Genomic DNA, 12,365 nt, shown 5'->3' on the forward strand with positions numbered 1-12,365 from the left:
TCGTCGCCACGTGACCGGATCCCCGGGCCTTCCCGCCGCTCCGCCGGGCCTTCCTGCCCGCTTGTACGGAATCCGTACTTCTGTGCAACCGAATCCGCGATTCAGGTGGTCATGTCGAGCGAGCGCCCACTGAACCGGCGGCCGGATCTGACCACCCGGCCGCCCGAGCGAAAGCGGACCATGAGATATCGCAGCAGAGTGACGGCCCCGGCGGCCGCACTGATCGGCACGGCGACCGCACTGACCCTGGGCCCCACGGCCCAGGCCCTGCCGACCACGGGCCGGGCCACCGGCCGCGACGGGGGAGAAGGCGACGGCACCCCGGGCCCCGAGACCCTCGGCGACCCCGTCTTCCCGGCCCTGGGGAACGCCGGCTACCGCGTCTCCTCGTACCACCTCGACCTCGCGTACGACCCCACGACCAAGCTGGTGGACGCCACCGCGCTCCTGCGCATCCGCACCACCGACGACCTCACCCGTATCTCCCTCGACGCGCTCGGCCTGGACATCCGCGCCGTGCACGTCAACGGCTGCACCGCCGCCTTCGAGCAGGCGGACGAGAAGCTGCGCGTCACGCCCGCGACCCCGCTGCGGGCCAAGGCCCACGCCGTCGTGTGCGTCGAGTACTCCGCCGACCCGCGTCGGGCGCTCCCGCACACCGCTTGGGTGCCCACCCCGGACGGATTCGCGGTCTGCCCCCAGCCGAACTCGGCGCACACCGTCTTCCCGTGCAACGACCACCCCTCGGACAAGGCCGACTTCACCTTCCGCGTCACCGTCCCCCAGGGGCTGCGCGGCGTCGCGAACGGCACCCTCGTCGACACCGAGCCCCTGGACGACGGCCGCACCGCCTACGCGTACCGCTCCCGCTCGCCGATAGCCACGGAACTCGTGCAGATCACCGTCGGCGACTACCAGGTCAAGGACCGGCAGGGCCCGCACGGACTGCCGCTGCGCGACGTCGTCCCGACCGCCCGCGCCGCCGCCCTGGAACCGGCGCTCGCCCTGACCCCCGGCCTGGTCGAGTGGCTGGAGGCGCGGCTGGGCGCCTTCCCGTTCGAGACGTACGGTCTGCTGCCCTGCAACTCCGACGACCCGAACGCCTTCGACTTCACGGGCCTGGAGACCCAGACCCTCACCCTCTACAAGCCGAACTTCCTGCTCCAGGAGGAGAAGAAGATCGGCTCGCACATGATGCACGAGCTGGTCCACTCCTACTTCGGCAACCTGGTCAGCCCCGCCACCTGGGCCGACCTGTGGCTGAACGAGGGCCACGCCGACTTCTACGGGCTGCTGTACCGCTACGAGCGCGGCTGGGCCGACTCGCTGGGTCTGACCTCGCTGGAGGCCCGGATGAAGGACACCTACGCCCGCGGCGACCAGTGGCGCCGCGACTCGGGTCCGGTCGCCGCGCCCAACGCGGTCAACCTCTTCGACAGTCAGCGCTACCTCGGTGGCGTCCTGGTCCTGTACGCGCTGCGCCAATTGCTGGGCGAGGACGTGTTCCACGCCGTCGAGCGCGCCTTCCTGGACCGCTTCCGGGGCTGCTCTGCGTCGACGGAGGACTACATCGCCGTCGCCTCGGAGGTCTCCGGCCAGGACCAGTCCGGCTTCCTGCGGGACTGGCTGTACGGCACGAGGACCCCGCGGATGCCCGGGCACCCGGACTGGACCGTCACCCCGGTGGCCACGTCCTTCGCGGCGCCGCACAGCCTGCGCGGCGGGCACTACCACGACAACTCGGCGACTCTCTGACGCCGGGTGCCGCCACCGCTGACGCGAAACGCCGTCAGCGGTGGCGGCCGGCGGGCTCCCCGCCCGCCACCTCGCACTCGATCCAGCGGCAGATCACGGCGACCTCGAAGACCGGGTGGCCGCGGTACGGGGTCTGCCCGCCGTCCTGGTACGGGACGGCCGGCGTCGGCCGCTCGGCGATCAGGTCATGGGCCTGCCGGCGGAGCGCCGATGGTCCCGTCGACTCGGTGGTGGCCCGGTCCCGTCCGCGCAGACGGAACTTCGCGCGGAAAGGGTGGCGGGCGATCTCGTCCAGCCGTCGGCCCGGCGAGCCGGCCGCCCGGTCGGGCGCCGGACCGGAAGGCGAGGGGTCCGGGGGAGGCGTCATGCCGCTTTGCGCATACGACCGCCTCCCGCGGACCCCGCCGGACAGGCTCCGGGGGCCTTCGGAGCGGGCCCCGGTCGACTATCGGAGAGCGCTCCCGGTCGACTGGTCGACGTCGACGTCGACGACCGCCGGAGCCGGTGCGGCGTCCTCGCTGCCGCGCTGATGCGGGATCACCACCGCCCCCTGCTGCAACGCCACCGTCCGGGTGGGCGACGGGATGCGGATGCCCTCCTCGCGGTAACGCCGGTGCAGGCGCTTGATGAACTCGTGCTTGATGCGGTACTGGTCGCTGAACTCGCCCACGCCGAGGATCACCGTGAAGCCGATCCGGGAGTCGCCGAAGGTGTGGAAGCGGATGGCGGGCTCGTGGTCGGGAAGGGCGCCGGTGACATCGGACATGGTCTCGGCGATGACCTCCGTGGTCACGCGCTCGACGTGGTCCAGGTCGCTGTCGTAACTCACGCCCACCTGCACCAGGATCGTCAACTGCTGCTCGGGACGCGTGAAGTTGGTCATGTTCGTCTTGGCGAGCTCCCCGTTGGGGATGACCACCAGGTTGTTGGAGAGCTGGCGGACCGTCGTCTGACGCCAGTTGATGTCCACGACGTACCCCTCCTCGCCGCTGCTCAGCCGGATGTAGTCGCCCGGCTGCACGGTCTTGGAGGCGAGGATGTGGATGCCCGCGAAGAGGTTGGCCAGGGTGTCCTGGAGCGCGAGGGCGACGGCCAGACCGCCGACGCCCAGGGCGGTGAGCAGCGGCGCTATGGAGATGCCCAGCGTCTGCAGCACCACCAGGAAGCCGATCGCCATGACCAGCACCCGGGTGATGTTCACGAAGATCGTGGCCGAACCGGCGACACCGGACCGGGACTGCGTGACGCTCTGCACCAGTCCGGCGATCACCCGGGCCGCCGACACCGTCACGGCGAAGATGAGCAGTACCTGGATGGTCTGGTTGACGTGGTTCTGGACCGTTCTGGTCAGCGGCAGTACGGCCGCCGCGGCGGCCGCGCCGCCCGCGATCGCCGCCCACGGGACGACGGTGCGCAGGGCGTCCACGACGACGTCGTCGCCGCTCCAGCGGGTGCGCTTGGCGTGCTTGGCCAGCCAGCGCAGCAGCATACGGGACAGGAAGGCCGCCACCAGGCCCGCCGCCACCGCGATTCCGGCGATGATCAGGTCGTTCACGGTCACGTCGCGGTTCATCGCTCACCTCCGGGACGGGAAGCTGCGGCGGACGAGGCCGCCGACGGCCGGATGTGAAGTCTCGTCACGTGTCACCTGCTCGTGTTGCGGGATGTGCGGTCGCACCGGTCCGTACGGGGTCGTCGGTCGGCGCGCCCGCTCATCCTGCCGTATCCGGCGCGCGCGTTCGTACCCCGCACCGGCGCCGGGCACCCGCGGGGCCGGCTGCCCGGTCCGGGGCGCGATCCGCGCTGTCCTCATATTCTCCGAACAGACCGTCCCCGTCGGCCAGTTGACGACCGGTCGGTGTTCCTTGACGGCGTGCGCGGGCGGGCGGCAGGCTGTCGCGCAGTGATCGCCAGGGGAGGGGCTCGATGACAGGTCCGGTGCTCGCCGTCGACCAGGGCACGTCCGGCACCAAGGCCCTGGTGATCTGTCCCGAACGCGGCGTCGTCGGCACCGGATTCGCCGCCGTACGCCCCCGTCATCTGCCCGGCGGCCGGGTGGAGGCCGACCCGGCCGAACTGTATGAGTCGGTGCTGGTCGCCGGAGGGCGCGCGCTCGCCGAGGCGGACGAGCCGGTGGCGGCGCTGGGGCTGGCGAACCAGGGCGAGACCGTCCTCGCCTGGGACCCCGGCACCGGCCGCCCTTGGCCCGGGTGGAGGTCCTGGAGCGGGACCGGCGGGCGGGCGGTGTGCCCCGCCACTGCGCGCACGGCGGCTTCGGTACCTGGACGCGCCCGCTGACCGGACCGGCGTACGCCCGCCTGCTCGTCGAGGCGGCCGTCGGCGCGGGGGCGACGGTACGCACCGGCGTCACCGCCCTGGACTGGCCCGGCCCGCTGTCCGTGACCACGGTCGGCCCGCGGGGACCCGGGACGCTCACCGCGCGGGCGGTCGTGCTGGCCACCGGCGCCCGGGAACGCCCGCGCGCCGCACGCCTGGTGCCGGGCACCCGGCCCGCCGGGGTGTACACCACGGGCGAGTTGCAGCAGGCGGTGCACCTGCACCGGCAGCACATCGGCGACCGGGCGGTGGTGGTCGGCACGCAGGACGTCGCGTACGCGGCCGCCGCCACCGTACGGGCCGCCGGCGCCGAGGTGGTCGCGATGGTCACCGAGTCGCGCCACCCGCGTACGTCCCCCGCCCGCGCCCTGGGCGCCCGCCACCCCGTGCTCACCGGGACGACCGTCACGGAAGTCCTGGGCCACGGACGTCTGTCCGGCGTCCGCATCCGTCACCGCGACGGCCGCACGGGGATCCTGCGCTGCGACACGATGGTCTTCACCGGGGACTTCGTCCCGGAGACCGAACTCGCCCGCCGAGCCGCCCTCACCCTCGGCCCGCGCACCTCACGCCCGGGCGTCTTCGCGGCAGGCGGCCTGCTCCAGCCCGGCGTGGACGCCCGGACGGCGGCCCGGGAGGGTGTACGGGTGGGCCGGGCCGTGCTGGAGTGGCTCGCGCACGACGCGCCGCCGCCCCCGCTCACAGATCCGTGAACGACCCGTGCCGCCCCGCGCCGCCGGCGAACCGCGCCGCGCCCTCGAACGCCTCCGCCAGCACCTGCGTCCCGTACCGGACCTCGCTTCGCAGCGCCGCCGGCTCGTCCAGACCCTCCTGGTCCAGGACCGACGCGCGGTCGCCGCGCAGGCAGTCCTGCGGGAAGCGGGCCAGGGAGGCCGCCAGTTCCTCCGCCGCCGTGCGGGCCGTGCCGGTGGGCACGACGCGGTTGGCGAGCCCCATCTCGTACGCTTCGCGGGCCGGTACGGGGCGGCCGGTGAGGATCATGTCCATCGCGCGGCTCGTGCCGATCAGCCGGGGGAGCCGTACCGTGCCGCCGTCGATCAGCGGGACGCCCCAGCGGCGGCAGAACACGCCGAAGACGGCGTCCTCCTCCGCCACCCTGAGGTCGCACCACAGGGCGAGCTCCAGGCCCCCGGCGACGGCGTGGCCGGCCACCGCGGCGATCACGGGCTTGGACAGGCGCAGCCGGGTCGGACCCATCGGGCCGTCGCCGTCCTCGGCCACCCGGTTGCCGCGCTCCGTGCCCGCCGCCTTCAGGTCCGCGCCCGCGCAGAAGGTGCCGCCCTCGCCCCACAGCACCGCCACCCGGGCGTCGGCGTCGGCCTCGAACTCCCGGAAGGCCGCGGCCAGCTCGGCCGCCGTCCGGCCGTCCACGGCGTTGCGGACCTCGGGGCGGGACAGGACGACCGTGGTGACGTGTCCCGCGCGTTCCAGGCGGACCGGCATGAGCGGGTCTCCTTCCGTCCGACGAGGCGCCGGCCCCGTCCGGGCACGACGCGTTGGCTCGGAAGGTCACTGTGCCATCCGGAGCGCGGCCGGGACGGACGGGCCGGCGAGAAGCCGCCCGTGATCGTCGCCACGCCCGCCCGCGACGCGGTTCCCGCGTCAGATGACCTTCAGGCGCAGCAGCGCCCCGAGGGTCAGCGCCCCCGGCAGCAGCGGCACCCATACGGTGATGATCCGGTAGGCGAGGACCACCGCGGTGGCGACCGCGGCCGGGCCGCCCGCCGCGACCAGGGCCACGATCAGCGCCGCCTCGACCGAGCCCAGCCCGCCCGGCGTGGGCACCAGCGCCACCGCCACCGTCGCCGCGAGGTACGCCAGCGCCATGTGGGCGGGCGGTATGGGCAGTTGCAGCGCGACGCCCACCGCGGCGAGACCGGCGGCCTGCAGCGCGGGGAAGGCCAGCGAACCGCCCCACAGGGCGAGCGCCCGGGACGGACGGGTGTGCACCGAGCGTGCCTCGCCGAGCGCGGTGCGTACGAAGGAGAACACGGTCGTGCGCACGCGCCGGATCAGCAGCAGGACGCCCGCCGCGACCAGCAGCAGCACTCCCACGCCCAGCAGCAGCGGGCCGAGCGCCCCGTGCGGGAGGAGCGTGCCCACCTGCAGCGCGTCCGGGAAGGCGATCAGCAGCGCGGCCAGCAGACCGACCCGGCCGACGCACTCGGCGAGCAGGTACAGCGCGAGGGCGGCCGACGAGCGGGCGAGCGGTACCCCGCACACGGTCATGAACCGCAGGTTCACGGCGCTCGAACCCAGCCCCGTGGGCAGCAGGTGGTTGGCCGCGCCCGCCGCGAACTGCGTGAGCAGCAGCCGCCGCTTGGGCAGCGGCTGCATCACGGCGCCCTGCCGGGTGAAGGCGGCCGCGACCCAGGTCAGACAGGTGGCGCCGGCCGCGACCAGCAGCCAGGGCCAGGACGCCGTCCGCAGATGGCCGAAACCCTCCGCGAGCAGCGAATGGTGCTGGACGGCCGCCAGGGCGACCAGCACGAGCGGTACCAGACACAGGATCTGGCGCACGGGGACGCGTCGGGGGAATCGTCCTCGGGGGAGCTGGGGGAGTTGTACCGCTGTCACATCCGGAGAGGTTTTCCGCGCCGCGTCAACTGCGGGTAGCGGAATCGGGGACACAGGCTTACGGACGGGCAGCGGCTGAGGGCTGATGGTCATCGAGTCCTTCGGGATCGGGAACCGCCGGCGGGCGACGCGGCGGTCCTGCGGAGGACGGGCGGTGGTCCGGCCATTGACCTCAACGATGCTTGAGGTTCTACCTTCTCTCCCATGAGCATGGAGACCACAGCGTGGACACAGCTGCACAGCGTGATGACCGCGCAACAGGAACGCCGCCCCTTCGCCCGCGCCACGCTGCGCCGCATCGCCGCGTTCGCCCGCCCGCACCGCCGCCGCATCGCGTACTTCGTGCTGCTCGGGGTGGTGACCGCGCTGCTCGCCGTGGCGACCCCCGTGCTCGCCGGCCGCGTCGTGGACGCGATCGTGTCGCACGGCGACGAGGGTACGGTCGTCCGCCTCGCCCTGCTCATCGCGTTGATCGCGGTCGTCGAGGCGGCGCTCGGCATCCTCGGCAGACGGCTTTCGGCGACGCTCGGGGAGGGACTCATCCTCGACCTCCGGACGGCTGTGTTCGATCATGTGCAGCGCATGCCCGTCGCGTTCTTCACACGCACTCGTACGGGAGCGCTCGTCAGTCGTCTCAACAACGACGTGATCGGCGCGCAGCGGGCGTTCAGCAACACCCTGTCGGGCGTCGTCAGCAACGTGGTCACGCTGCTGCTCACGCTCGCCGTCATGCTCACCCTGTCCTGGCAGATCACCCTGCTGGCGCTGGTGCTGCTCCCGGTGTTCGTGATCCCCGCCCGCCGGATGGGCAGCCGGATGGCCCGCATGCAGCGGGAGGCGGCGGCGCTCAACGCGGCGATGGGCACCCGTATGACCGAGCGCTTCTCGGCCCCCGGCGCCACGCTGGTCAAGCTGTTCGGCCGCCCGGAGGAGGAGTCGGCCGAGTTCACGGCCCGCGCGGCCCGGGTCCGGGACATCGGCATCCGTACGGCGACCTCGCAGACGGTGTTCATGACCGCGCTGACCCTGGTCTCCTCCCTCGCCCTCGCGCTGGTCTACGGCCTCGGCGGCTGGTTCACCCTGCGCGGCACCCTGGAGCCCGGCGCCGTCGTGTCCCTCGCCCTGCTGCTGACCCGGCTGTACGCGCCGCTCACCGCGCTGGCCGGCGCCCGCGTCGAGGTGATGAGCGCCCTGGTGAGCTTCGAGCGCGTCTTCGAGGTGCTCGACCTCAAGCCGCTGATCGAGGAGAAGGAGGACGCGCGCGCGGTGCCCGAGGGACCGGTGGCGGTGGAGTTCGAGGACGTCCGCTTCTCCTACCCGTCCGCCGACAAGGTCTCCCTGGCCTCCCTGGAGGAGGTCGCCACCCTGGATGCCCGCGGTGGCGCCGAGGTCCTGCACGGGGTGTCCTTCCGCGCGGAACCCGGGCGGACGGTCGCCCTCGTCGGTTCCTCCGGCGCCGGGAAGTCGACCATCGCCCAGCTGCTGCCGCGCCTGTACGACGTCGACGAGGGCGCCGTGCGGATCGGCGGCGTCGACGTCCGGGACCTGAGCGCGGCCTCCCTGCGCGCCACCCTCGGCATGGTCACCCAGGACGGACACCTGTTCCACGACACCGTCCGCGCCAACCTGCTGCTCGCCCGGCCGTCGGCGAGCGACGACGAACTGTGGGACGCCCTGGGCCGGGCCCGCCTCGACGAGGTCGTACGGTCCCTGCCCGACGGCCTGGACACGGTGGTCGGCGAACGCGGCTACCGCCTGTCCGGAGGCGAGCGCCAGCGCATGACCATCGCCCGGCTGCTGCTGGCCCGCCAGCAGGTGGTCATCCTGGACGAGGCCACCGCCCACCTGGACAACACCTCGGAGGCGGCCGTCCAGGAGGCCCTGACCGAGGCCCTGGCCGGCCGGACCGCCGTCGTGATCGCCCACCGCCTGTCCACGGTCCGCGCCGCCGACCTGATCCTGGTCGTCGAGGCCGGCCGCATCGTGGAGCGGGGCACCCACGAGGAACTGCTGGCGGCGGGCGGCCGGTACGCGGAGCTGCACCGCACCCAGTTCGAGAGACAGGACGCGGAGGCGCCGGCGCCGGCGAACTGACCGGGGGCGGGAAACGGAACAGCGGGGTCCGGGCCGTGGGACGGTCCGGACCCCGCCGCGTACCGGGGACGGTCACAAGGTCTTGCTGAACCGCGCGACGATGTTGCGGTTGGCGTTGATGGTGAGCTGGTAGTCCGTCGTGACGTTCTTCTGCTGGCCGTCCACGGTCCAGCCGTCGAACTGGAAGCCGGCGGCGGGGTGGGCGCTGACCGTCACCTGCGTGCCGGGGTCGTAGGGGCCGAACTCACTGATGGTGATGGTGCCGCCGTTGGCCGGGCTGGTGGACAGACCGAGGGTGTGCCGGTCGACGACCTTGGAGGCGCGGTAGCCGGACACGATGGGGGTGCTGATCCGTGCGGCGGCGGCGTTGTTGTTGTTCGCGTCGCCCAGCGCCTGCCCGTTGATCGTGTTCTCGGTGTTGGAGTACTGGTTGACGACCTTGCAGTTCTCGGGCGCGCAGGCCGAGGAGTAGGCCATGAGCGTGTGGTGGAGCTTGTCGGCGGTGACCCAGCCGAAGTTCGTGGCGCCCGGCTGCGGCGTTCCGCCGTTGCCGATGATCGTCTGGCGGTCGTGCTGCAGGCCGAAGTTGTGGCCGATCTCGTGGGCGAGGTTGTCCCACTCCTTCACCGACAGGACGCTGGTGACGGAGTAGGCCTCGTCCGCGGTGTCCGTGGACGGCGGCAGCGGCAGGTCGGCCTGGCCGGAGCTGTTCTGGATGGGGATGGAGGCGAGGAGCGCCACCAGGTCGGCGCCGAACTCCTCGCGCTTGGCGTGGGCCGTGGCGCCGATCTCCTGGTCGTTGGGGTCCTTGAGCTTCGCCCGCATGGTGGGGGCGTCCTCGTCGGGTACGCCGGACTCCTCCGTCTCGTAGGAGTTGACGACGTGCACGCTGGCCGGCACATGGCTGGCGGCGAGGGCCTTGTTGAGCTGGCTCTCGCCGTAGCGGATGCGGGCCTTCACCTCGTTGAGCCCGCCGAGCTCGCGCAGGGCGGCGGGGGTGTACGGGACGACCATGTCGATGGCGACGGGGTTCGAGATGTCGGCGGCCTTCGGCTTCGGCCGCCCGGAGCGGGACGGCGTGGGCTCCGTGACCGTGTCGTCCCCGTGTCCGCTCGGCGGCAGCTTGAGGGTGTCGATCTCCTCCAGGCAGTACTTGCCCGGCTGCTTGGGCAACGGGGTGAACAGATAGTCCTTGAAGCCGATCTCGATGACTCCGTCGAGGGTGATGGGGCCGCCGTTGCACAGTCCGATGATGGACAGGGAGACCGTGTCCTCGGGTGACTTCGGGTCGTGGCCGTCCCAGTAGACGGTGCCGTCCGGGTCCTGGCGCAGGAAGTCGCGCTCCGCGGTGATGGTCGGGCCGTCCTTGAACAGGCGGAACGTACGAGTCTCGGGCGTGCCCTCCTTCTGTTCGCCGCACAACCCGGCGAACTCCTTGGCGTCGGCGCGCAGCACGGCGCTGCGCACCACCCAGGGCTCGTTGCCGCCGCCGGTCGCGGCGGACGCGGCGGGTGAGGTCAGGGCCAAAGGTACGGTGGTGAGGAGAGCGGATGCCGCTGCGCAGGCGGCGATCGAGGAATGGCGCATGAGGGAGCTGAGCCTCTCTGTGGGGCGATTCATCTCATAATTCGACAAATCACACGCACAGCCGTGTCGAACGCGCGCGCACGCGTCCATCTCGCGGTGAGGTTCACCCGGTCACCCCCGCGCCCGCCCCCGCCCCGGACGTGTCGGCGTGGAGAGCACAGTGGCTGTAGCCGCCGCGCAGGAAGACCAGGGGCGGCCCGACCCGGCGGACCCCGAGGTCGCGGACGGCACCGGTGACGAACCAGTGGTCGCCCGCGTCCACTTCGTCGGCCAGCTCGCAGTCGAACCAGGCGAGGGCGTCGAGCAGCACGGGGGAACCGGTGCCCGTCTCGTGGTGGGGCACCTCCCAGCGGCGGGGGTCCGCGGTGGCGAAGCTGCGGCAGACGTGCTGCTGGTCCGCCGCGAGGACGTTGACGCAGAAGCGGCCGGCCGCCCGGATGCGCGGCCAGGTGGTCGAGGTCCGCGCGGGGAGGAAGCCCACCAGCGGGGGGTGCAGCGACACCGAGGTGAAGGTGCCGATGACCATGGCGGGCGGGGGCTGCCGCGGCGACGGGGCCGGGGCGGTGACCAGGACCACCCCGGTGGGGTAGTGGCCGGCCACCCGACGGAACCGGTCGGGGCTCACCGACGCCTGGCCGCTGTGCGGGGAACCATTCGACGGGGAACCGTTCGGCGTGGAACCGCTCTGCGGCGAACTGCTCTGCGTGGAAAGGGACATCGGGAGGTCTCCTCCATTTCCGTTCCGGCCGGGGGAAGCGCCGCGGGGCGCCTCCGGGGCGCTTCCCCGCGCAGGCTCAGCCGACGGCCACCGGGGCGGACCGCTCGGCATACGCGACCCCGGGGAAGGCACGGGCCAGGTCGGCGACGTCCGCGGCGACCTTGGCGGAGTCCTCGCCGCGCAGCAGCAGCCGGGCCAGCAGCTCGGCCACCGCGGCCATGTCGTCCTCCTTCATGCCCCAGCGGGTCAGCTCCTGCGTTCCCAGCCGCAGGCCGGAACGGGCGTTGCTGGGCAGCACCACCGTGGTCGTACGGATGTCGCTGCTGGTCAGCAGCCGGCCCCAGGCGTGAGGGGTGCTGTCCTCGGGCAGGTGCACCCAGACCTGGTGGGTGTCGGTGTGGCCGAAGTGCGCGCCCGCCACGTCGAAGCCCCGCTCGACCAGCTCGTGCGCCAGCCGACGGGCGTTGGCGATGATCTGACGCGCGTACTCCACCCGGTGCGGCAGCAGTTCCTCCAGGGTGATCGCCAGGCTGCCGACCGACGCCGAGTGGGAGCTGGAGGCGGTGAAGGGGATCCGCGCGCCGACCTTCTCCGCGAGGGCGTCGCTGTTGGTCACCAGCAGGCCCTTCTGCGGGCCGGGCAGCGTCTTGTGCGTACTGCCGGAGATGCTGTCGAAGCCACCGTCCAGGACCAGGGTGTCGGGGGCCGCGGGCAGCAGGCCGAGCAGGTGCGAGGCGTCCAGGCAGATGGTCGCGTCGGGCGCGGCGGCCCGCAGCGCGCGGGCGTCGGGGAAGCGCAGCGCCGTGGACGCGTCCAGGTAGATGACGTCGACCGGCTGCTTCGCGACCCGTGCCGCGAGCGCCGCGTGGTCGATCTCCAGGCGCTGCCGGTCGAAGGGCACGAAGTCCACCTGGTGGCCGAAGCCCTCACAGATGGTCACGGTGGCGTAGTGGCCGCCGTCCTCGGGGGCCAGCACCATGACCCGGCCGCCCGGCGGGGTGACCGCGGTCAGCACGGTGTGCATGGTGTGCAGCCCGGACAGGAACTGCACGAAGGCGTGCCGAGCGCCGTAGAACTCCTTGGTGAGGTCCACGCAGTAGTCGTAGACGTCGTTGAGCCCGGTGACGTCGCCGTAGACCGCCACCGGCGTCTCCGAGTACGGATAGCGGTTGACCGCGTCACTGGCGAGGGCGGCCGCGGCCCGCGGGGAGAGCCGGTTCTCGATGGGGAAGAGGTTGAGGCTGTCCTTGCGCTGCAAGGTGGCCAGGACGTCCAT

9 protein-coding genes and 2 pseudogenes are annotated in these 12,365 nt (G+C 72.7%); 4 read left to right on the forward strand and 7 right to left on the reverse strand.

From position 1 onward, the window contains the following. Window positions 1-180 precede the first annotated feature (180 nt). The gene (locus IPZ69_RS30895) at window positions 181-1,755 is read left to right on the forward strand and encodes a M1 family metallopeptidase (protein WP_235457948.1); all 1,575 of its coding nucleotides are present in this window, start codon (window positions 181-183) and stop codon (window positions 1,753-1,755) included. Between the two features lie 34 nt (window positions 1,756-1,789). On the opposite strand, the gene IPZ69_RS30900 is transcribed toward IPZ69_RS30895, so the two are convergent. Together IPZ69_RS30900 and IPZ69_RS30905 are read right to left on the reverse strand one after the other, a co-directional pair. Beyond that, the gene (locus IPZ69_RS30900; RefSeq protein WP_235457949.1) at window positions 1,790-2,122 is read right to left on the reverse strand and encodes a DUF4186 family protein; all 333 of its coding nucleotides are present in this window, start codon (window positions 2,120-2,122) and stop codon (window positions 1,790-1,792) included. 78 nt (window positions 2,123-2,200) lie between these two features. Beyond that, window positions 2,201-3,328: a mechanosensitive ion channel family protein gene (locus IPZ69_RS30905; RefSeq protein ID WP_235457950.1), complete on the reverse strand. Its 1,128-nt coding sequence runs from the start codon at window positions 3,326-3,328 to the stop codon at window positions 2,201-2,203. A 353-nt stretch (window positions 3,329-3,681) separates the two neighbouring features. Here IPZ69_RS30905 and IPZ69_RS30910 point away from each other — a divergent pair. Together IPZ69_RS30910 and IPZ69_RS30915 are read left to right on the forward strand one after the other, a co-directional pair. Next, window positions 3,682-4,005, forward strand: a pseudogene (locus IPZ69_RS30910) (FGGY family carbohydrate kinase); the annotation flags it as partial. Then, a pseudogene (locus IPZ69_RS30915) lies at window positions 3,963-4,793 on the forward strand (NAD(P)/FAD-dependent oxidoreductase); the annotation flags it as partial. The pseudogenes IPZ69_RS30910 and IPZ69_RS30915, both read left to right, overlap by 43 nt. On the opposite strand, the gene IPZ69_RS30920 reads toward IPZ69_RS30915, so the two are convergent. Beyond that, complete coding sequence (locus tag IPZ69_RS30920) at window positions 4,792-5,556, reverse strand: crotonase/enoyl-CoA hydratase family protein (protein ID WP_235457951.1); 765 nt, start codon at window positions 5,554-5,556, stop codon at window positions 4,792-4,794. The pseudogene IPZ69_RS30915 and the gene IPZ69_RS30920 sit on opposite strands and share 2 nt — an antisense overlap. Window positions 5,557-5,715: 159 nt before the next feature. Beyond that, window positions 5,716-6,690: a lysylphosphatidylglycerol synthase transmembrane domain-containing protein gene (locus IPZ69_RS30925; protein WP_374294405.1), complete on the reverse strand. Its 975-nt coding sequence runs from the start codon at window positions 6,688-6,690 to the stop codon at window positions 5,716-5,718. A 210-nt stretch (window positions 6,691-6,900) separates the two neighbouring features. On the opposite strand from IPZ69_RS30925, the gene IPZ69_RS30930 reads away from it, so the two are divergent. Continuing rightward, window positions 6,901-8,784 (forward strand): ABC transporter ATP-binding protein, encoded by a 1,884-nt coding sequence (locus tag IPZ69_RS30930; protein ID WP_235457970.1) that lies wholly within the window; start codon window positions 6,901-6,903, stop codon window positions 8,782-8,784. A 72-nt stretch (window positions 8,785-8,856) separates the two neighbouring features. Here the strand turns inward: IPZ69_RS30930 and IPZ69_RS30935 are convergent, their stop codons facing one another. The 3 genes from IPZ69_RS30935 to IPZ69_RS30945 all read right to left on the reverse strand — a co-directional run bounded on the left by IPZ69_RS30935 (window position 8,857) and on the right by IPZ69_RS30945 (window position 12,365). Next, complete coding sequence (locus tag IPZ69_RS30935) at window positions 8,857-10,404, reverse strand: reprolysin-like metallopeptidase (RefSeq protein ID WP_235457953.1); 1,548 nt, start codon at window positions 10,402-10,404, stop codon at window positions 8,857-8,859. A gap of 70 nt (window positions 10,405-10,474) precedes the next feature. Beyond that, window positions 10,475-11,089: a flavin reductase family protein gene (locus IPZ69_RS30940; RefSeq protein ID WP_235457954.1), complete on the reverse strand. Its 615-nt coding sequence runs from the start codon at window positions 11,087-11,089 to the stop codon at window positions 10,475-10,477. A 76-nt stretch (window positions 11,090-11,165) separates the two neighbouring features. Further along, on the reverse strand, window positions 11,166-12,365 hold the full coding sequence (locus IPZ69_RS30945; RefSeq protein WP_235457955.1) for a serine hydroxymethyltransferase: 1,200 nt from the start codon (window positions 12,363-12,365) through the stop codon (window positions 11,166-11,168).

Source organism: Streptomyces olivochromogenes (assembly GCF_021538895.1).
Classification (GTDB): Bacteria; Actinomycetota; Actinomycetes; order Streptomycetales; family Streptomycetaceae; genus Streptomyces; species Streptomyces olivochromogenes_A.

Coding starts and splice junctions, on each gene's coding strand:
- IPZ69_RS30895 (WP_235457948.1), top strand. CDS start 181: ATGAGATATCGCAGCAGAGTGACGGCCCCGGCGGCCGCACTGATCGGC.
- IPZ69_RS30900 (WP_235457949.1), bottom strand. CDS start 2,122: ATGACGCCTCCCCCGGACCCCTCGCCTTCCGGTCCGGCGCCCGACCGG.
- IPZ69_RS30905 (WP_235457950.1), bottom strand. CDS start 3,328: ATGAACCGCGACGTGACCGTGAACGACCTGATCATCGCCGGAATCGCG.
- IPZ69_RS30920 (WP_235457951.1), bottom strand. CDS start 5,556: ATGCCGGTCCGCCTGGAACGCGCGGGACACGTCACCACGGTCGTCCTG.
- IPZ69_RS30930 (WP_235457970.1), top strand. CDS start 6,901: ATGGAGACCACAGCGTGGACACAGCTGCACAGCGTGATGACCGCGCAA.
- IPZ69_RS30935 (WP_235457953.1), bottom strand. CDS start 10,404: ATGAATCGCCCCACAGAGAGGCTCAGCTCCCTCATGCGCCATTCCTCG.
- IPZ69_RS30940 (WP_235457954.1), bottom strand. CDS start 11,089: ATGTCCCTTTCCACGCAGAGCAGTTCGCCGCAGAGCGGTTCCACGCCG.
- IPZ69_RS30945 (WP_235457955.1), bottom strand. CDS start 12,365: ATGGACGTCCTGGCCACCTTGCAGCGCAAGGACAGCCTCAACCTCTTC.